General features: G+C 63.2%; 17 protein-coding genes and 1 pseudogene. 7 read left to right on the top strand and 11 right to left on the bottom strand.

Annotation, left to right across the window (positions count from 1 at the left end; all coding sequences use genetic code 11):
- Positions 1 to 223: 223 nt before the first annotated feature.
- Positions 224 to 3,235 carry a ribonucleoside-diphosphate reductase subunit alpha gene (locus NCR38_RS11475; RefSeq protein ID WP_061121385.1) on the top strand — a complete coding sequence of 1,004 codons (3,012 nt, stop codon included), beginning with the start codon at positions 224 to 226 and terminating at the stop codon, positions 3,233 to 3,235.
- 164 nt (positions 3,236 to 3,399) lie between these two features.
- On the opposite strand, the gene NCR38_RS11470 is transcribed toward NCR38_RS11475, so the two are convergent.
- A complete protein-coding gene (locus NCR38_RS11470) occupies positions 3,400 to 4,797 on the bottom strand; it encodes an MFS transporter (protein ID WP_061121386.1) in 1,398 nt (465 codons plus the stop codon).
- Between the two features lie 123 nt (positions 4,798 to 4,920).
- Here NCR38_RS11470 and NCR38_RS11465 point away from each other — a divergent pair, with 123 nt between their 5' ends.
- The 4 genes and pseudogenes from NCR38_RS11465 (at position 4,921) to NCR38_RS11450 (ending at position 8,158) form a co-directional block, all read left to right on the top strand.
- Complete coding sequence (locus tag NCR38_RS11465) at positions 4,921 to 5,133, top strand: DUF3820 family protein (protein ID WP_035507762.1); 213 nt, start codon at positions 4,921 to 4,923, stop codon at positions 5,131 to 5,133.
- 681 nt (positions 5,134 to 5,814) lie between these two features.
- Complete coding sequence (locus NCR38_RS11460) at positions 5,815 to 7,047, top strand: ribonucleotide-diphosphate reductase subunit beta (protein ID WP_061121388.1); 1,233 nt, start codon at positions 5,815 to 5,817, stop codon at positions 7,045 to 7,047.
- A gap of 103 nt (positions 7,048 to 7,150) precedes the next feature.
- Positions 7,151 to 7,481 (top strand): annotated as a pseudogene (locus NCR38_RS11455) (hypothetical protein).
- A gap of 32 nt (positions 7,482 to 7,513) precedes the next feature.
- Positions 7,514 to 8,158 carry a histone H1-like DNA-binding protein gene (locus NCR38_RS11450; protein WP_086961579.1) on the top strand — a complete coding sequence of 215 codons (645 nt, stop codon included), beginning with the start codon at positions 7,514 to 7,516 and terminating at the stop codon, positions 8,156 to 8,158.
- A gap of 237 nt (positions 8,159 to 8,395) precedes the next feature.
- Here the strand turns inward: NCR38_RS11450 and NCR38_RS11445 are convergent, their stop codons facing one another.
- The 10 genes from NCR38_RS11445 to NCR38_RS11400 form a co-directional block, all read right to left on the bottom strand.
- On the bottom strand, positions 8,396 to 8,875 hold the full coding sequence (locus NCR38_RS11445; RefSeq protein WP_061121390.1) for a glycine zipper 2TM domain-containing protein: 480 nt from the start codon (positions 8,873 to 8,875) through the stop codon (positions 8,396 to 8,398).
- A gap of 17 nt (positions 8,876 to 8,892) precedes the next feature.
- On the bottom strand, positions 8,893 to 9,831 hold the full coding sequence (locus NCR38_RS11440) for a carbohydrate kinase family protein (RefSeq protein ID WP_250477094.1): 939 nt from the start codon (positions 9,829 to 9,831) through the stop codon (positions 8,893 to 8,895).
- A 122-nt stretch (positions 9,832 to 9,953) separates the two neighbouring features.
- The gene (tpx, locus tag NCR38_RS11435; protein ID WP_250477093.1) at positions 9,954 to 10,454 is read right to left on the bottom strand and encodes a thiol peroxidase; all 501 of its coding nucleotides are present in this window, start codon (positions 10,452 to 10,454) and stop codon (positions 9,954 to 9,956) included.
- A gap of 126 nt (positions 10,455 to 10,580) precedes the next feature.
- Entirely contained in the window at positions 10,581 to 11,918 is a 1,338-nt protein-coding gene (locus tag NCR38_RS11430) for a zinc-ribbon and DUF3426 domain-containing protein (protein WP_250477092.1), read from the bottom strand.
- Positions 11,919 to 11,968: 50 nt separating this feature from the next.
- A complete protein-coding gene (prmA, locus tag NCR38_RS11425) occupies positions 11,969 to 12,871 on the bottom strand; it encodes a 50S ribosomal protein L11 methyltransferase (RefSeq protein WP_250477091.1) in 903 nt (300 codons plus the stop codon).
- Positions 12,872 to 12,882: 11 nt separating this feature from the next.
- The gene (accC, locus tag NCR38_RS11420) at positions 12,883 to 14,250 is read right to left on the bottom strand and encodes an acetyl-CoA carboxylase biotin carboxylase subunit (RefSeq protein ID WP_061121395.1); all 1,368 of its coding nucleotides are present in this window, start codon (positions 14,248 to 14,250) and stop codon (positions 12,883 to 12,885) included.
- Positions 14,251 to 14,400: 150 nt separating this feature from the next.
- Entirely contained in the window at positions 14,401 to 14,874 is a 474-nt protein-coding gene (gene accB, locus NCR38_RS11415) for an acetyl-CoA carboxylase biotin carboxyl carrier protein (protein WP_250477090.1), read from the bottom strand.
- A 74-nt stretch (positions 14,875 to 14,948) separates the two neighbouring features.
- On the bottom strand, positions 14,949 to 15,188 hold the full coding sequence (locus NCR38_RS11410; RefSeq protein WP_061121397.1) for a hypothetical protein: 240 nt from the start codon (positions 15,186 to 15,188) through the stop codon (positions 14,949 to 14,951).
- Positions 15,189 to 15,393: 205 nt separating this feature from the next.
- Complete coding sequence (locus NCR38_RS11405; protein ID WP_250477089.1) at positions 15,394 to 15,933, bottom strand: TlpA disulfide reductase family protein; 540 nt, start codon at positions 15,931 to 15,933, stop codon at positions 15,394 to 15,396.
- A gap of 18 nt (positions 15,934 to 15,951) precedes the next feature.
- Positions 15,952 to 16,599, bottom strand: a complete 648-nt coding sequence (locus tag NCR38_RS11400; RefSeq protein WP_061121399.1) for a hypothetical protein — start codon at positions 16,597 to 16,599, stop codon at positions 15,952 to 15,954.
- Positions 16,600 to 16,802: 203 nt separating this feature from the next.
- Between NCR38_RS11400 and mpl the strand changes: the two genes are divergently transcribed.
- Complete coding sequence (gene mpl / locus NCR38_RS11395) at positions 16,803 to 18,197, top strand: UDP-N-acetylmuramate:L-alanyl-gamma-D-glutamyl-meso-diaminopimelate ligase (protein ID WP_250477088.1); 1,395 nt, start codon at positions 16,803 to 16,805, stop codon at positions 18,195 to 18,197.
- Positions 18,194 to 18,793 (top strand): YqiA/YcfP family alpha/beta fold hydrolase, encoded by a 600-nt coding sequence (locus NCR38_RS11390; protein WP_061121401.1) that lies wholly within the window; start codon positions 18,194 to 18,196, stop codon positions 18,791 to 18,793. Before mpl ends, NCR38_RS11390 begins: the two co-directional genes overlap by 4 nt.
- Positions 18,794 to 18,864: the final 71 nt, after the last annotated feature.

Raw genomic sequence — 18,864 nt, 5'->3', positions numbered from 1 at the left:
CGAATTGCGTCGACCGACACCGCGCGCCAACGCGGGCACCGCATAGACGCCAAGAACAATGCGGGCCGTGAGCGCCGCGATTCGTGTTTCCAGCCTGCTGTATTCACAGCCTGGCTTTACCGTCAAAACACCGCGCGACTTTCATGACGATCTCATGACGCGCGCGGCATAAGTGATAAATCCGCGGATCATCCGCACCATTCGAACACCAGGAGTTTTGCACATGCAAACCACCGACAACGCCACGACTTCATTCGAAGGCGCATCCGCACAGCCGATGGCAGGTGCGCAGGCCACGGGCGCAGCACAAGCGCTCGCGCCGAACACGACGTTCGCCGACTACAAGGTCATCCGTCGCAACGGAAGCGTGGTGTCGTTCGAGCCGACGAAAATCGCGATCGCCGTGACGAAGGCGTTCATCGCCGTGAACGGCGGCCAAGGCGCGGCTTCGGCGCGCGTGCGCGAACTCGTCGAGCAACTGACGCAAGCCGTCGTGCGCGCCCTCGTGCGCAGCCGTCCGCATGGCGGCACGTTCCATATCGAAGACATTCAGGATCAGGTCGAGCTCGCGCTGATGCGCGGCGGCGAGCACAACGTTGCGCGCGCGTACGTGCTGTATCGCGAGAAGCGCACCCAGCAGCGCTCGCAAGAGCGCGCGCAGACGCAGGACACGCAGTCGCCCGAAGGCGCGATCAACGTGACGGACAACGGCGTCACGCGCCCGCTCGATCTCGACGCGCTGAAGGCGCTGATCGTGTCGGCGTGCGCGAACCTCGGAGACGCGGTGTCCGCCGAGCCGATCGTCGCTGAAACGGTGAAGAACCTGTACGACGGCGTGCCGATGAGCCAGGTCTACGACTCGGCCATCCTCGCCGCGCGCACGATGATCGAAAAGGACCCGGCGTACAGCCAGGTCACCGCACGCATCCTGCTGCACACGATCCGCCGCGAAATTCTCGTAGACGAAGTGACGCAAGCCGAAATGGGCGAGCGTTACGCCGAATACTTCCCGCTGTTCATCAAGCGCGGCGTCGAAGCCGGCCTGCTCGACGACAAGCTCCAGCAATTCGATCTGAAACGCCTCGGCGCCGCACTCGACGCGAACCGCGATCTGCAATTCGGCTATCTCGGCCTGCAGACGCTCTATGACCGCTACTTCCTGCACGTCGAAGGCACGCGCATCGAACTGCCGCAGGCATTCTTCATGCGTGTCGCGATGGGCCTGTCGCTGAACGAAATCGACCGCGAAGCGCGTGCGATCGAGTTTTACAACGTGCTCTCGTCGTTCGATTTCATGTCGTCGACGCCGACGCTCTTCAACTCGGGCACGCATCGCTCGCAATTGTCGTCGTGCTATCTGACGACCGTCGCCGACGATCTGGACGGCATCTACGAAGCGTTGAAGGAAAACGCGCTGCTCTCGAAGTTCGCGGGCGGTCTCGGCAACGACTGGACGCGCGTGCGCGCGCTCGGCTCGCATATCAAGGGCACGAACGGCAAGTCGCAAGGCGTCGTGCCGTTCCTGAAGGTGGTGAACGACACGGCCGTCGCGGTGAATCAGGGCGGCAAGCGCAAGGGCGCGGTGTGCGCGTATCTGGAGTCGTGGCACCTCGACATCGAAGAATTCCTGGAGCTGCGCAAGAACACGGGCGATGACCGTCGCCGCACGCACGACATGAACACGGCGAACTGGATTCCCGATCTGTTCATGAAGCGCGTCGTCGAAGGCGGCGATTGGACGCTGTTCTCGCCGTCGACCTGCCCGGACCTGCACGACCTGTTCGGCGCGGACTTCGAGAAGGCCTACGTCGCTTACGAAGAGAAAGCCGCGCGCGGCGAGATCAAGCTGTTCAAGAAGCTGCCGGCGGCGCAACTGTGGCGCAAGATGCTCGGCATGCTGTTCGAGACGGGCCATCCGTGGATCACGTTCAAGGATCCGTGCAACGTGCGCTCGCCGCAACAGCACGTCGGCGTCGTGCATTCGTCGAACCTGTGCACGGAAATCACGCTGAACACGAGCGAAACGGAAATCGCCGTCTGCAACTTGGGCTCCGTGAACCTCGTCGCGCACATGGTTAAGCAGGCCGACGGCAGCTACGCGCTGGATCACGCGAAGTTGAAGCGCACCATCAGCGTCGCGATGCGCATGCTCGACAACGTCATCGACATCAACTACTACGCGGTGCCGAAGGCGCGCAACTCGAACCTGAAGCATCGTCCGGTCGGCATGGGCATCATGGGCTTCCAGGACTGCCTGCATCTGCTGCGCACGCCGTATGCGTCGGGCGAAGCGGTCGAGTTCGCGGATCGTTCGATGGAAGCCGTGTGCTACTACGCGTACTACGCATCGACGGAACTCGCGGAAGAGCGCGGCCGTTACGCGACGTATCGCGGCTCGCTGTGGGATCGCGGCATTCTTCCGCAGGATTCGCTGAAACTGCTGGAGCAAGCGCGCGGCGGCTACGTCGAAGTCGATACGTCGGAAACGATGGACTGGGCGCAACTGCGCTCGCGCATCTCGACGCACGGCATGCGCAACTCGAACTGCGTGGCGATTGCGCCGACGGCAACGATCTCGAACATCATCGGCGTGTCGGCGTGCATCGAGCCGACGTTCCAGAACCTGTACGTGAAGTCGAATCTGTCGGGCGAATTCACGGTTGTGAACGACTACCTCGTGCGTGACCTGAAGGCGCGCGGCCTGTGGGACGAAGTGATGGTGTCGGACCTGAAGTATTTCGACGGCACGCTCTCGCGCATCGACCGCATTCCGGCGGATCTCCGCGCGATCTACGCGACCGCGTTCGAAGTCGATCCGAAGTGGCTGGTCGAGGCGGCATCGCGCCGTCAGAAGTGGATCGATCAGGCGCAGTCGCTGAACATCTACATGGCGGGCGCGTCGGGCAAGAAGCTCGACGAGGTCTACAAGCTCGCGTGGATTCGCGGCCTCAAGACCACGTACTACCTCCGCACGATGGCCGCGACGCACGTCGAGAAGTCGACGGTCGCGCACGGCGCGCTGAACGCGGTGCCGTCGGGCGATGGTGGCTCGGGCGCATCAGGTGCGCAAGGCGGGTTCGGTGGCGTGTCGGGTGGTGCGTCGTCGGGCGTGGGCGGTTTCAATGCCGCGGCAGCGAGCGCGCCGGCAGTGGAAGCCGCGCCGGAAGCCGACGGCCCCGTCTGCATGATGCGTCCCGGCGATCCGGGCTTCGACGAGTGCGAGGCTTGCCAGTAAGCGTCGATTGAGCCGGTCGGGCGGGCCGGCATCGGAGCGGTGTAATGCTCCGGTGCTGGTCCGTTTTTTTTTTGCTTTCGGCGGGTCCGTTTTCTTGTTGGTCTATTGAGGCGGTTGCTGAACAAACAGCGCGGTGACGGAAGAACCAACGCCGTACAAAGAACTCACCCCCGCGTGCCACGCGAAATCTCCGACCCGGCATCGTGCGCGAGCCGCGCGGTGATCGGCATCGAAAGAAAAGAGAACAGTCCAACGACGACGAACGCGGGCCAGAAGTCGGACCATTGCACGCTCGAATGACCGTTCAGATACTGCGATAGCTCGAGCGTAATGCCCGCAACCGTTACACCGAGACCGAGCGACACCTGCTGCACGAAGCTCGCGAGGCTGGTCGCGCGGCCGACGTCGCGCGTTTCGATCTCCGCGTACGCGAGCGAGTTGAGACTCGTGAACTGCAAGGCGGGGAAGAAGCCGCCGAGCAGCACGACTGCCCAGATCACCCAGGTCGGCGTGCCGGGGAAGAACGAGCCGCACGCCGCGATGGCGATGCCCGACAGCGCCGCGTTATAGAAGAGCGTCTGACGGAAGCCGAAGCGATGCAGCACGCGCGACGCAAGCGAGCGCATGAACATGCCGCCGAACGCGGACGCGCAGGTGATCGCGCCGGACTTGAACGCAGTCATGCCGAGCCCTTCCTGCAGCGCGAGCGGCAGAAGAAACGGCACGGCGCCGAGCCCGATGCGAAACATCGAACCGCCGAGGACGCTTGCCTGAAACGTCGGCACGCGGAAGAAGCGCAGATCGAGCAGCGGCTTCTCCGAGCGGCGCGCGTGGATGCAGTACAGCACGACCATCAGCGCGCCCGCTGCGCACATCGCAAAAGCGGTGCGTTGCGGGATCAGTTCGCCGCCGACGAGGGAGAGGCCGAGCAGCAGCAACACGCCAGCGCTCGCGGAGAGGAAGAAGCCGAACCAGTCGAGCCGTCCCGGATGATCTTCGTGCGAATTGGCGATGTAGCGGTTGGTCAGATAGATGCCGGCGATGCCGATCGGAATGTTGATGAAGAAGATCAGACGCCAGTGCAGGTAGGTCGTGATGAAGCCGCCGAGCAACGGACCGACTGCGGGTCCGAGCATTGCGGGCACGGAGAGGTAGTTCATCGCGCGAATGAACTCCGAGCGGCGCACCGAGCGAAAGATGATGATGCGGCCGACGGGCACCATCATCGCGCCGCCGACGCCCTGGATGAAGCGCGCGACGGTGAAGGGGCCGAGCGAAGTGGAGGCCGCGCACAGCAGCGAGCCGGCGACGAACACGCCGATGGCCGCGCGGAACACGGCGCGTGCGCCGAAGCGGTCAGCCACCCAGCCGCAGATCGGTATGAAGACGCCGAGCCCGAGCACGTAGCTCGTGACGGCGACCTTCAACGTGACTGGATCGCGTCCGAAGGCGCGCGCCATTTCGGGAATCGCGGTGACGATGACGTTGGCGTCGACGCTTTCCATGAACATCGCGCACGCGACGATGAGAGGGGCAATGAAAGCTTTGACGGCAAGCGGCATGGCGAATCGCGATCAACTCTCGGCGGCAAGAGCGGCGATTATGGCACCGATATGGAGCAGTCGCTGAGCGATCGAAGCGCGTTGCGTGGTGCGATGAACATTGAAACGAGGAGTGAAGAAACGATGGACCCGCAGGACCTGCAACGTCTCGTGACGCAGACGATGCCCTATGGCAAGTACAAGGATCGGCTCATCGCGGATCTGCCAGGACACTACCTCGCGTGGTTCGCGCGTGAGGGTTTTCCAGAGGGCAAGCTCGGCAAGCTGCTCGCGTTGATGCATGAGATCGACCACAACAACCTGCGCTCGCTGCTCGATCCGTTGAGAGGGCGATGAGTGTTTTTGCTGAGACGGGTTGTCGCGTAAACACGCTATAGGTTGTATTAGCTTGTTTTGCAAGCACAATATATTGTGGAAATACGAGACGTCAAATGCTAAACTTCGGCAACGAATTCGAAGCATGCGGCAGGCAATGACGAGCGGTTCAGCACACCTGCGCGAGTGTCTTCGAGTGGCGTGCGGCGTGTGTTCAATGACGAGCATCGAAGCTCATCGAAGAGGTGAGTGAAGGTAGCAAACCGCTCGCTTCTCGACACATGTTTTGCATCGCATCGAGTGTCGTCGAGAGACATCGATCGATGATCGAAGCGCGTCACGCTTCCATGCGTTCGAGACCGCACTTACGACATTGAGTCGATGCATGAAGCGAAACGCGATGTGCTTCGCTTCATGCATCGCGCCTCGGCCGCAAAGCACCGTGGGGCAAGGCTTTCAAGGCATCGATGAAACCGCTCGCAAGCACGCTGCGATGCCTCCGAAGTCACTCGATCAGGACCGCTTCACACACGATTCAAGAGATGTCGCATCGAGCTTCACACCTACGGCCGCGAGCCAAGTGTTGTATGCAGGTAGCAACGTCGAATCTAAATCGCATGAAAACGAGAATTTTCATGAGCAAACTCTTTTATCGCTCATGAAAAGATGGTACAAACCGATCTAAATTGATGGTGAGAATTTATGCTCAACTGGGATGACGAGACCACTGCCGTAGCTCCCTCGAGCGCTTCGCAACAGAACACGTTGCGCAACGCTCAAGGTACGGCGCAATTCGCGCAAGCTCATCAAGCTACCCATCAGACTGCTCAGGCGAACACGACGAACATCTTCTCCGATGGCTTCGTTCCGCCCGCAGCCGCTACACCGTCCGCCGGCGCAATCGCCGCGCAGAGCGAAGCGCGCGTCAATGTCGCCGACAAGCGCATCATCAACGGCAAGACCGACGTCAATCAGCTCGTGCCGTTCAAGTACAAGTGGGCGTGGGAGAAGTACCTCGCCGGCTGTGCGAACCACTGGATGCCGCAGGAAGTGAACATGTCGCGCGACATCGCCCTGTGGAAAGACCCGAACGGTCTCTCGGACGACGAGCGCCGCATCGTCAAGCGCAACCTCGGCTTCTTCGTCACGGCGGACTCGCTCGCCGCGAACAACATCGTGCTCGGCACGTATCGTCACATCACCGCCCCGGAGTGCCGCCAGTTTCTGCTGCGCCAGGCGTTCGAAGAGGCGATCCACACGCACGCGTACCAGTACATCGTCGAATCGCTGGGTCTTGATGAAAGCGAGATCTTCAACGCGTACCACGAAGTCAAGTCGATTCGCGACAAGGACGAGTTCCTCATTCCGTTCATCCAGACGTTGACCGACCCGGCCTTCACCACGGGCACGCTGGAAGCGGACCAGAAATTGCTGAAGTCGTTGATCGTGTTTGCCTGCATCATGGAAGGCCTGTTCTTCTATGTCGGCTTCACGCAGATTCTGGCGCTGGGTCGCCAGAACAAGATGACGGGCGCGGCGGAGCAGTATCAGTACATCCTCCGCGATGAATCGATGCACTGCAACTTCGGCATCGACCTCATCAACCAGATCAAGCTGGAAGAGCCGCAACTGTGGACCGCCGACTTCAAGGCCGAGATCCGCGAGCTCTTCAAGGAAGCGGTGGAGCTCGAATATCGCTACGCTGAAGACACCATGCCGCGCGGGGTGCTCGGCCTAAACGCGTCGATGTTCAAGAGCTACTTGCGCTTCATCTGCAACCGGCGTTGCCAGCAGATCGGGCTTGACCCGCTCTTCCCGAACGAGGAAAACCCGTTCCCGTGGATGAGCGAAATGATCGACTTGAAGAAGGAACGCAACTTCTTCGAGACACGCGTGATTGAGTATCAAACCGGCGGCGCGCTGACCTGGGAATAATAAAAATCCAGGACGTGTTGCAGACGAAATCGATGGGACGGTCAGGCAGCAGCGTGTCGCTCACGCGCGCCTGATCGACAAGGTTTAGGAGAACGGTCGCCTGATGCAAAGTGCGCCTACTGACTTGGCGAGCCGACTATCGGCACGAATGGAAGACAGGCGTTTTGCGATCCCTTCAATGGGATGGGCAAACTTCCCCCCGGAAAATGCCAGCGGCATGCTCGCTGGCTCGATCAAGCGATGGCCGGCGCCGCGAAGATGCGGTGCTGACTTAATTTGGCGCGCGGTGCCTCGGGGCACGGCGCGCCTTGCCGTATTCATTAGCGTAAGCAGGTGGGATCAGCGTACGCCGATGAATAATCCGCTTCGTAGCGTGCGCTGTGAGAGGCGACGCGTGGGAAGCGGGTTTTGACGAAGGGTGTTGTTTGAACTGACTCTCATCTTTAAAACCTGAAGGAGAAAAACCATGGCAGTTGCCAAGAAAAAACCCGCCGCCAAGAAGGCTGCAGCAAAGAAAGTCACCGCCAAGAAGGCCGCTCCGGCGAAGAAGGTTGCCGCCAAGAAGGTCGCTGTGAAGAAAGTTGCAGCGAAGAAAGTAGCGGCGAAGAAGGTCGCGGCGAAGAAGGTTGCAGCAAAGAAAGTGGCAACCAAGAAAGTCGCAACGAAGAAAGTAGCGGCGAAGAAGGTTGCAGCGAAGAAGGTCGCGGCGAAGAAGGCGCCCGCGAAGAAAGCCGCTGCGAAAAAAGTCGCGACCAAGAAGGTAGCCGCGAAGAAGGTTGCAGCCAAGAAGGCGCCTGCGAAGAAGGCCGCAGCGAAGAAGGCACCTGCGAAGAAGGCCGCAGCGAAGAAGGCTGCTGCGAAAAAGGCTCCTGCGAAAAAGGCTGCTGCGAAGACCGCAGCCGCTGCGCCTGCGCCCGCTCCTGCTGCGAAGAAGGCCCCCGCGAAAAAAGCTCCGGCCAAGAAGGCCGCTGCTGCGAAGAAGACCACGGCTGCTGCTCCCGCAACGACGGCAACGACCGTATCGGCGCCTGCTCCGGCTCCGGCCGCTGCGGTCAAGACGGCGTTGAACCCGGCAGCGGCATGGCCGTTCCCGACGGGAAGCCGTCCGTAAGCTCTCGCAGTACGCGACACCCAGGCACAGTGCGCTGTGCCCCTAGTCCGGGTAAGCCTACCCGGCCTGAACCCGTCGCCGGGAATCGGCGGCGGGTTTTTCGTTTCGGCGAAAGAAGTTCATCGCGCTTGCCGCTCGGTTCGAGCGCACAAAGAAAAAGCGCATGCATCTTTCGATACATGCGCTCGTGCCGGACGAATTGCTCGCCTTGCGGCGTCTATTCCTCCGCCGAATACGTCAGTGCGTGACGCGCGTGACTCCGCCGCTTGACAGCAGACGCACCCGCTCGCCCGCCTGGAAGACTTCGCCGTTCGCCGTCTGCGTGATCGCGCGCAGGTCGCCGTTGTCGAGGCGCACGGTGATCTCCAGACCGTTCTTCATTGCAACGCTATTCTCGACCGCGTTACCCGCGACGGCGCCAGCCAGGCCGCCGATAATGCCCGCGATGATCGATCCATTGCCGCCACCGATCGCGCTTGCCGCCGCGACGCCGCCGAGCGCGCCGCCGCCGATCGTGCCGAGGCCGGTCGGCTGCCCGTTGTTCGAACTGATCTTCACGCCGCGCACGCTTTCGATGGTTGCCATGCGCACTGTTTCCTCGCGTTGCGCTTGCGACGCGGTGTAAACGTCGGAAGAACTGCTGTTGTAGGCGCAGCCCGTCAGTGCGACCGAGCCGACGAGCGCCATTGCCAGCGCGATACGACTTACCGTTTTCATTCCTTCACTCCAATCACTCAGAACAGGCTGCTTCCAAAGGCCTGTTTGAAACGCTCTTCGATTTCGGCACGCGTCGGCGCGTAGGTTTGCGGCCCCTGATGTTCGATTTTCAGCGAACCCATCAGACTCGCAAGACGACCCGTTTTCTCCCAGCCAAGCTTGTTCTCGATACCGTACAGGAGGCCGCCGCGGAATGCGTCTCCGCAACCGGTTGGATCGACCACCTGATGCGCCTTCACGGAGGGAACGTCGAGCACGCCATCGTCATGGTAGATCTGAGCGCCGTGTTCGCCACGTGTGACCACGAGGGCGTCGACGCGGCGCTTGATGTCTTCGATCGACCAGCCGGTCTTGTTGCTCAGTAACTTGGCTTCGTAATCGTTGACCGCCACGTAGGTGGCGAGTTCAATCATGCGACAAAGTTCAACACCTTCGAGAATAGGCAATCCCTGGCCCGGATCGAACACGAACGGCACCCCGGCCCGCGCCAATCCTTCGGCGTGTTCGCGCATGCCTCGCGCGCCGTCGGGCGCGACGATGCCGAGCGAGATGCCTTGCGCTTCATCGGCGCAGTTCAGGTGCGACTCCATCATCGCGCCGGGGTGGAAGGCGGTGATCTGATTGTTCGCGAGATCGGTGGTGATGAAGCACTGCGCCGAATGCTGATCGGGCAGCACGCGCACATATTCCGTCGACAAGCCGAGCGCGTCGAGCCGGTCGACGTAGAGCTGCGAGTCCGCCGCGCCGAGCGTCGCCATGATCTTCGGATCGCCGCCCAGCAGCTTCAGCGCATAGGCGATGTTGCCCGCGCAGCCGCCGAAGTTGCGCCGCATCGTCGGCACCAGGAAGCTGATGTTCAGCATGTGAACCTGGTCCGGCAGGATATGGTCGCCGAAGCGGCCCTGGAAGGTCATGATGTTGTCGTAGGCGAGCGAGCCGCAGATGAGCGTAGCCAAGGCGAACGTCCTTTTTATGAATAGGGGCCGAGGAGAAAGATGCGCATACGACGCGCGGCGAGCGTTTCACCGCGCCTCGTATGCGCGGACCGCTTTCGTCGAAAAGCGGTCCGCCAGAAAAATTACTTCAGTGCGGCAAGCGCTGCGTCGTAGTTCGGCTCCTGCTTGATTTCAGGCACGAGCTCCGAGTGCAGCACCTTGTTGTTCTCGTCCAGAACGACCACCGCGCGGGCCGTCAGGCCCTTGAGCGGGCCGCTCGTTACATCGACACCGTAGGCTTGCGCGAACTCGTGGCCACGGAACGTCGAAGCCGTCACGACATTGGCGATGCCTTCGGTCGTGCAGAAACGCTTCGCCGCGAACGGCAGGTCGCCCGAAACGACGACGACCACCGTGTTGTCCAGGCCTGCGGCCGCTTCGTTGAACTTGCGTGTCGAGGTGGCGCAGGTCGGCGTGTCGAGACTCGGCACGATGTTCAGCACCTTGCGCTTGCCCGCGAAGTTCGCGAGCTTGACGTCGCCGAGATCCGCGCCGACGAGCGTGAATTCGGGCGCCTGCTGGCCCGCGCTCGGAAACGTGCCGCTGACGTCGATGGGATTGCCGCCGAGGGTAACTTGACTCATGTTGCGCTCCAGAGAATTGTCAGATGCTGACAGGAAAATCGCGCGTACCGGGCCGTGAGGGCAGGGACGCGCGTCGTGTGCACTGGTCTGGCCGCCTTGCGCGTGACGAACGGCGCAAGGCCGCGATCACGGATAGAAGACCTGAACCCGGTAGTTCGCGGCGACCGCGTCGCCCGTATCCAGCCGGACGACGACGGGCTGCGCGCTTTGCGGCGGAAGGCCGATGGCGAATATCGTACCCGGTCGCGCGTAATCCTGCGGCCAGAGCACGCGACGGATCGCGACGTTGTTCTTGTCGTCGAGGAGTGTCAGTTCGAGCGCCGGATACGCCAGTGCGACGTCCAGCCGATTGCGCAGCGACAGCTTCAGTTCGAGCTTGTGCGGGCCGTCGACCTGACGAAGGCCCGAGCTCTCGATCTGCAATCCGTCGATGTTGCGCGGCGGCGAGATCGTGCAGCCGAGCTGATCGCACACGTCCGAATAGATTACGTGGGAGCCGGGCACGAGGACCATCACGGATTCGCGTTGCCACCACGCGAGCTGCACGAGCAGCAGCAGCGCCAGCAGCACGGCGACGATGATGCCCACGATGCGCATGCCTTTCCTCGGGGCGACGCGCGCCGGCCCCCGCGACTCTCGCGATTCGCGGATAACGGGAAACGCTTCGTTCGCGCTGAGACGGCGCGCGGGGGCCGGCGGCTTCTTGCCGCCGAAGCCGGGCTCCGCATCGTCGCGCCATGCCGGTGCGACGGGTGGCTCCGGCACAGGTTGCACGGGCTGCACGTCCGGCTCGTGAACCGGCCCGATGAACGGCTCCGCGCGATCGTCGACCGGATCGAACGGCGCAACGGGCGGCTCGCCGAGTGGCGCATCGGCGCCGGCTTGGGCGGAGTTCGCGGCATCGGCATGCGGCGCGCCCACGCGGATGAACTGCTTCGGGCGCCCCGCTTCCCCGGGCAGCGCCGACGGCTCGTTCGCGGCATCGGCTGGCGCCGGCTCGGTGCGCGGCGGCGGAGGGCGATTCTGTCCTGCGGCCCCCGCGAACGCGGGAGCATCGCCGTAGACCGTGCGTTCGCTATCCGCGCCGGATCTGGAACCTGCCGGCAGAGACGGTGCATCGGCGTGGTTTGCCGGCGCGGCTGCTCCGAGTTCGAGGTTGCGCGGTGCGAATGGCCGCGGCTTCAGGGGGGCGTCGGGCAGGGCGGTAACGTGCACCGGCACATCGGGAGCAGGGCCGCCGCCGGAACTGGTCGTCGGGCCGACGGCGACATCGTCGTCGATGATCGCGGCATGCTGGGCGACAGCTGCCGCAGCCGGCTCATCGGGAAGCTCGAAGCGATGATGCGCGGCATCGAAAACTTCCTGGCAGTGTCCGCAGCGCACGCGGCCGTCGTGCGGCGCGAGGAGGTGCGGGTCCAGCTTGAACACGGTTTCGCAGTGAGGGCAGCGGGTTGCCAGCGCCATATAGAAAGTGCCGTTGGCCTGACGGCCTGATCGTGGAGTATGGCGCTATTCTAAAGGCTTTCGCGCCGCGTTCCCGCGAGGCATACCCAGCCTTCGTGCTCACGCCAGACGCCAATGTCGATCCATTTGGCATAGACCGCCGCCACTTCGTCGGCCTGTCGCGCGAGCACGCCCGACAGCGCGATTCTGCCGCCCGGCTTCACTTTCGCGGCGAGCATCGACGCCATCAGTTTGAGCGGATTCGAGAGGATGTTCGCGACGACGATATCGAAATCGCCGGCGGGGCACGCGTCGGGCAAACCGTAGGTCACGTCCGCGCGATTGCGCTCGCTGTTCTGACGCGCCGACTGGACCGCCTGAGGATCGATGTCGATGCCGACGACCGGGTCGGCACCACACTTCTTCGCGAGGATCGCGAGGATGCCGGAGCCGCAGCCGTAATCGAGCAGCGATTGCCCCGGCTGCACGGACTGCTCCAGCCATTCCATGCACAGCCGCGTGGTCGGATGGCTGCCGGTGCCGAACGCGAGGCCCGGATCGAGTTCGAGCACGAGCGCGTTCGGATCGGGCGCGTCGTGCCACGAGGGCACGACCCAGATGCGTTCGCCGATGGAAATCGGATCGAATTGCGCCTGCGTGAGACGCACCCAATCCTGCTCCTCGACGTCGCGCACAGTGAAAGACGGCGCCGCCGCGAGGCCGATCTCGTTCGCCGCCGCGGCGAGCAGCACGTCGGGATCGGCATCCTCGGCGAGCAGCGCGACGACGCGCGAGCGGTTCCACGCACTCTTCTCGGGCACGAGTCCCGGCTCGCCGAAGAGCGGCTGCTCGTCGGGCGTGTCGGCATCGGCATCCTCGACGGACACCGACAGCGCGCCGACTTCAAGCAGCGCGTCGGACAGCGCTTCCGCGTGCTCGCGATCCAGCTCGGCGATCAATTCCCGGTAACTCATGCTCGTGTCTCTCAGGACTCTTCGGCGACTGCCGCCTGACGCGCGGCCAGCTTGTTCTCGAGATAGTGGATGCTCGTGCCGCCTTCGACGAACTTGGCGTCGATCATCAGCTCGCGATGCAGCGGGATGTTGGTCGAGATGCCCTCCACGACCATTTCCGACAGCGCGATGCGCATGCGGTTGATCGCCTGCTCGCGCGTCGCGCCGTACGCGATCAGCTTGCCGATCATCGAATCGTAGTTCGGCGGAACGAAGTAGTTGGCGTACGCGTGCGAATCGACGCGGATGCCCGGGCCGCCCGGCGTATGCCACGACGTGATGCGTCCCGGCGACGGCGTGAACTTGAACGGATCTTCCGCGTTGATGCGGCATTCGATCGCGTGGCCGCGGAACTGAATGTCCTTCTGGCGGATCGACAGCTTTTCGCCCGCGGCGATGCGGATCTGTTCCTGCACGATATCGACGCCCGTGATGAGTTCCGTCACCGGGTGCTCGACCTGAACGCGCGTGTTCATCTCGATGAAGTAGAACTCGTTGTTCTCGTAAAGGAACTCGAAGGTGCCAGCGCCGAGATAGCCCATCTTCTTGCAGGCGTCGGAGCAGCGGTCGCCGATGCGCTCGATCAGACGCCGCGCGATGCCCGGCGCCGGCGCCTCCTCGATCACCTTCTGGTGACGGCGCTGCATCGAGCAATCACGCTCGCCGAGCCAGATCGAGTTACGGAAGGAATCCGACAGCACCTGAATCTCGATGTGCCGCGGGTTCTCGAGGAACTTCTCCATGTAGACCTGCGGGTTGCCGAAGGCGCGGCCCGCTTCCTCGCGCGTCATGTTGACCGCGTTGACGAGCGCCGCTTCCGTGTGCACCACGCGCATCCCGCGCCCGCCGCCGCCGCCCGCCGCCTTGATGATGACAGGGTAGCCGATCGTGCGCGCAATCTTCACGATCTCGCGCGGATCGTCCGGCAACGCGCCCTCGGAACCCGGCACGCACGGCACGCCGGTCTTGATCATCGTTTGCTTCGCGGTGACCTTGTCACCCATCAGGCGGATGGTCTCGGGACGCGGACCGATGAATGTGAAGCCCGATTGCTCGACGCGCTCGGCAAAATCGGCGTTTTCGGAGAGGAAGCCATAGCCGGGGTGGATGGCTTCGGCGTCGGTGACTTCAGCCGCGCTGATGAGCGCCGGCATATTCAGATAGGAGAGATTGGAAGGCGCTGGCCCGATGCACACGGCTTCGTCGGCCAGCTTGACGTACTTCGCTTCCTTGTCGGCCTCCGAGTAGACGACGACTGTCTTGACGCCCAGCTCGCGGCACGCGCGCTGGATGCGAAGCGCGATTTCGCCGCGGTTCGCAATGAGAATTTTTTCAAACATAGTGGGTCGGCTCATCAACGGGCTCGCGCGAGCGGCCCTCGGGGATCCAATCGGCGAAGCGCTTCTCGACGGATCGATGTCGCTTAAGCGCCGGCGCGGTAAGCCGGGGGGCCGATGCAATTCGCATCCGCCGCCTGGCCCGATGCGCCTTTAGTCGCCGATCACGAAGAGCGGCTGGCCGTATTCGACCGCCTGTCCGTTTTCGACGAGGATTTCCTTCACGACGCCGGCCTTATCCGATTCGATTTCGTTCAAGAGCTTCATCGCTTCGATGATGCAGAGCGTCTGGCCTTCCTTCACCGTATCGCCGACCTGAATGAACGGGTCCGCGCCCGGCGACGGCGCGCGGTAGAACGAGCCGACCATCGGCGAGGTCACGATATGACCTTGCGGCGCGGCTGCGGCTGGCGCTGCTGCTGCCGGCGCGCCTGCTTCGCCCGCGCCGGCGAATTGCGGCGCGGCCGGCGCCTGCACCTGCGGCGCGTACTGTTGCGGCGCCTGCATGTAAACGGGCGCGGCGTTCTTGACGATGCGAACCTTGCCTTCGCCTTCCGTCACTTCCAGTTCCGAGATGCCGGATTCCGAGACGAGGTCGATCAGCGTTTTCAGTTTACGAAGGTCCATCGAAAAATCCCCTTTCAATACTTGGAGACCGGGGTTGCCCGGTGCTTGACTTGATTTGTGGGTGTTCTGACTGCTCAGCCGCGCGTTGGCGCGGCCGGCAGGCCGACGCGCACGCGCACGTTGCGCACGCCGGCGGCGGAGTCGGTCGGCACACCGACGGCGTGCGTGTCGAACGCGCCGGCGTGGTCGCTTTGAAGCGCGCGCCCGAACCGGCTGCGCATGAGGACTGCGGATGCGCCGCCGAAGCCGTCATCGTTTTCACAGATGTCGGACACGGCAGCGAGGTGGCCACGTGGCACCGGCAGAGTTGTCATAGTCGCTTCGGGTTGTGCGGAATTCGGCGCACTTTAGCGCCGTTTAGAGAATTTTGTCTAGTTTTACCGTGCAGACCACTTCGAAACTATGGGACAAATTACCGCTCCGCGCTGCGCGATATCCCGAATTTCATGCAATATCGCCGTACTGTACCTTAACTCGCAGCTTACTTAGCGCAAGCCGCTGCTTACGAACGGCGAATTTTTACAGGCTGTCGAGCGTGTGCTTCAATTGTGCAACGTCGACTTCGCCCAATTTTGTCGAGCGGACCTGTCCCTTGGCGTCGATCACGACGGTGAACGGCAAGCCACCCGCGCTGTTGCCGAAGCTACGCGCAAGATCCGCGCCGCCGAAGCCGGTGACATACACAGGGTAGCCAACGGGAACCTTCTGAAGGAAATCGTTGACATTCTTTTCGCTATCGACGCCAAGTCCGATGAACGTGACGCCTTTCTTTGCATAGTCGCGCTGCATGGCGGAGAGCGTCGGCATTTCCTTCACGCAGGGTCCGCACCAGGACGCCCAGAAATTGACGACGACCGGCTTGCCCTTGAACGAGGCGAGCGGCGCGGCGGTGCCCGACGCACCCGGCGGCGTCGCCTTCCATAGCTGGTCGACGGCGTTGCCGTTCGGCTGGGGCGCGGCGACGGTATCGCCGCCGGTGAACATGTGACCCGCGTAAAAGCCGCCGACGGTCGCGGCGACCGCGACCACGAGGGCCGCCAGAATGCGTGTGCTTTTCATGAGTGTCCAGAAGAAAGATCAGCCGCCGATTTCCAGCGGCGGGACATCGGGGTGATCGAGCAGTGCGCGCACGGCCGCCGAGTTCGCGCGGGCGAGGCGACCGCGACCGTCCGCGCGCACGGCGCCGCGGAGATCATCGGCGCCGTAAAGCGCGATGTGAACGCCGATCGGCTCCTCATTGCGCACCCGATGCAGAAAACTCAGCGTCTCGACATAGCCGCGCCCGGCGAAGTGCCGCGTCTCCGAGACGTCGTATTGCACGTTCGCATTCAGCAGATAGATCGCGACTTCTTTCGGATTGTCGCAAAAGCATTGCAGATGGACATCCGAATGCTCGCCCGCCGTGCCGTTGAGCACCGCGCCCGTCAGATACGGATCGAAGGGCTTCAGGCGTTCCATCCATTCGAGCGCGACTTCGCGCATGCGCCGCAGCACGAGCGGTTGACTGTCGCTTTGGAAAATCGCCTGATATTCGCGGATTTCCTCTTCGATCTGATCGTTATCGGGCAGAAATTCCCCGCCGATCTTCGCCTCGCCGACGACCTGCCGCGCGGCCTTGCGCTTGGCGGTGGAGTAGTCGAGGCCGTCTTCGGCGATCATTCTCGCGGCGGCAATCGCGATTTCCTCGCGTACGCGCTGCGGATCGAAATGTGATTTGCGAACCATGCCGGAATGATACTAGATAAGCTAAAACGGCCCTTTTGCGGACACCGTGCGAGACACGTGCGCCAGCGAAAGAGCGCCTGGCGTGCTCGGTTACAATATGCGCCTTCAGGCGCCTTTCTGCACGGGTTTGCCCCCGGATTCACACGTACGGCGCCGTTCCTGTTTTTTTGCATCTCAATCGCCCGCGCGGCGCGACACGGTTTATGCACATCCACATCCTCGGCATCTGCGGTACCTTCATGGGCGGGCTCGCGGTTCTTGCGCGCGAGGCGGGCCACAAGGTCACCGGCTGCGACGCGGGCGTCTACCCGCCGATGAGCACGCAGCTCGAAGCGCAGGGCATCGAGTTGATCGAAGGTTACGGCGTCGAGCAACTCGCGCTCGAACCGGATCTGTTCGTCATCGGTAACGTAGTGACGCGCGGCAATCCGCTGATGGAGGCCATTCTCGATCGCGGCCTGCCGTACACGTCCGGCCCGCAGTGGCTCGGCGAGCACGTGCTGAACGGCAAATGGGTGCTCGCCGTCGCGGGCACGCACGGCAAGACCACGACGAGCTCCATGCTCGCGTGGCTGCTCGAAGACGCGGGCATGAACCCCGGCTTTCTCATCGGCGGCGTGCCGCTCAACTTCGGCATCTCGGCGCGTCTGACCGATTCGAGCTTCTTCGTCATCGAAGCCGACGAATACGACACCGCGTTTTTCGACAAGCGCTCGAAGTTCGTCCACTATCGCCCGCGCACGGCAGTGCTCAACAACCTCGAATTCGATCACGCCGATATCTTTCCCGATCTCGCCGCCATCGAAACGCAATTCCATCATCTCGTTCGCACGGTGCCCGGCGTCGGCCGCATCGTCACGAACGGGCGTGAGGCCGCGCTCGAGCGCGTGCTCACGCGCGGCTGCTGGTCCGGCGTGGAGCGCTTCGGCGTCGAAGGCGGCTGGCAGGCGCTGCCCGCCGAAAAGGGCGCACCCGTCGACGAGCGGTTCGCCGTGTACTGGGAGGGCGAGCGTCAGGGCATCGTCGACTGGCAGGTGCAGGGCGAGCACAACCGCATGAACGCGCTCGCGGCGATCGCGGCAGCGCGCTCGGTCGGCGTGCCGGCGGCGCACTCGGTGAAGTCGCTTGCGAGCTTCCGCAACGTCAAGCGGCGCATGGAATTGAAGGGCAGCGTGGACGGCGTCACCGTCTACGACGACTTCGCGCATCATCCGACCGCGATCGAAACCACGGTCGCGGGATTGAGGACACGAATCGGCGATGCGCGCATCCTCGCCGTGCTGGAGCCGCGCTCCAACACAATGAAGCTCGGCACCATGAAAGCGCAATTGCCCGCGAGCCTCGCGAGCGCGGATCTGGTGTTCGGCTACGGCGCGCGCGAAGGCCGCGACAAGCTCGGCTGGGATCTCGCCGAGGCGCTGTCTCCGCTCGGCGACAAGGCGCGGGCGTTCAACGAGATCGAACCTTTGGTGAAGGCGGTGACGGCCGCCGCGCGCCCCGGCGACCACGTGCTCGTGATGAGCAACGGCGGCTTCGGCGGCGTCCATCAGAAACTGCTCGACGCGCTCTCGGCGCGCGGCGCGGGAGGACACGCGTGATTCTCTATCTGCACGGCTTTCGCTCGTCTCCCCAATCGTTCAAGGCGCGCGTGATGCAGGCGCGTCTCGCGGAACTCGGGCGGCTCGGCGAATGGCGGTGCCCGACGCTGCCGGTGTCGCCGTTCGACGCCGTCGCGCTGGCGGAATCGCTCGCCGTGGGCGAGAAGATGGCCGACGTGACCGTCGTCGGCAGTTCGCTCGGCGGCTATTACGCGACGTATCTTGCGCAAAAGCACGGCTGGCGTGCCGTGCTGCTCAATCCCGCCGTGATGCCCGATCGCGATCTGAGCCGCTATCTCGGCGAACAGCCGTTGTGGCACGGCGACGGCAGCATCACCGTATTGCCGCGCCATCTCGACGAATTGCGCGCGCTCGCGATCGATTCGATCACGCGGCCCGAGCGCTACTATCTGATCGCGGCGACGGGCGACGAAGTGCTCGACTACCGCACGATGCTCGACCACTATCCCGGCGTGCGAACCACGCTGATTCAGGGCGGCGATCACGCGATCAGCGACTTTCCGGCCTATCTCGCCGATGTCATCGCGTTTTGCGATCAGGCGCCGCCACCGCTCGTCGCGCCGGCGGCGGCGTGACAGCGGCGTCACAATAATTCACCTACCGGCGCAAACGACGCGGCCCGGTCCACCGTTTTACGAGAGTATTG

It is taken from the genome of Caballeronia sp. INML1 (assembly GCF_023631085.1).
In the GTDB taxonomy this organism is placed as follows: domain Bacteria; phylum Pseudomonadota; class Gammaproteobacteria; order Burkholderiales; family Burkholderiaceae; genus Caballeronia; species Caballeronia turbans.
Note: the sequence above shows the minus strand (reverse complement) of the source record. Positions and strands in the feature narration are given on the sequence as shown.

Coding starts and splice junctions, on each gene's coding strand:
- NCR38_RS11475 (WP_061121385.1), top strand. CDS start 224: ATGCAAACCACCGACAACGCCACGACTTCATTCGAAGGCGCATCCGCA.
- NCR38_RS11470 (WP_061121386.1), bottom strand. CDS start 4,797: ATGCCGCTTGCCGTCAAAGCTTTCATTGCCCCTCTCATCGTCGCGTGC.
- NCR38_RS11465 (WP_035507762.1), top strand. CDS start 4,921: ATGGACCCGCAGGACCTGCAACGTCTCGTGACGCAGACGATGCCCTAT.
- NCR38_RS11460 (WP_061121388.1), top strand. CDS start 5,815: ATGCTCAACTGGGATGACGAGACCACTGCCGTAGCTCCCTCGAGCGCT.
- NCR38_RS11450 (WP_086961579.1), top strand. CDS start 7,514: ATGGCAGTTGCCAAGAAAAAACCCGCCGCCAAGAAGGCTGCAGCAAAG.
- NCR38_RS11445 (WP_061121390.1), bottom strand. CDS start 8,875: ATGAAAACGGTAAGTCGTATCGCGCTGGCAATGGCGCTCGTCGGCTCG.
- tpx (WP_250477093.1), bottom strand. CDS start 10,454: ATGAGTCAAGTTACCCTCGGCGGCAATCCCATCGACGTCAGCGGCACG.
- NCR38_RS11430 (WP_250477092.1), bottom strand. CDS start 11,918: ATGGCGCTGGCAACCCGCTGCCCTCACTGCGAAACCGTGTTCAAGCTG.
- prmA (WP_250477091.1), bottom strand. CDS start 12,871: ATGAGTTACCGGGAATTGATCGCCGAGCTGGATCGCGAGCACGCGGAA.
- accC (WP_061121395.1), bottom strand. CDS start 14,250: ATGTTTGAAAAAATTCTCATTGCGAACCGCGGCGAAATCGCGCTTCGC.
- accB (WP_250477090.1), bottom strand. CDS start 14,874: ATGGACCTTCGTAAACTGAAAACGCTGATCGACCTCGTCTCGGAATCC.
- NCR38_RS11410 (WP_061121397.1), bottom strand. CDS start 15,188: ATGACAACTCTGCCGGTGCCACGTGGCCACCTCGCTGCCGTGTCCGAC.
- NCR38_RS11405 (WP_250477089.1), bottom strand. CDS start 15,933: ATGAAAAGCACACGCATTCTGGCGGCCCTCGTGGTCGCGGTCGCCGCG.
- NCR38_RS11400 (WP_061121399.1), bottom strand. CDS start 16,599: ATGGTTCGCAAATCACATTTCGATCCGCAGCGCGTACGCGAGGAAATC.
- mpl (WP_250477088.1), top strand. CDS start 16,803: ATGCACATCCACATCCTCGGCATCTGCGGTACCTTCATGGGCGGGCTC.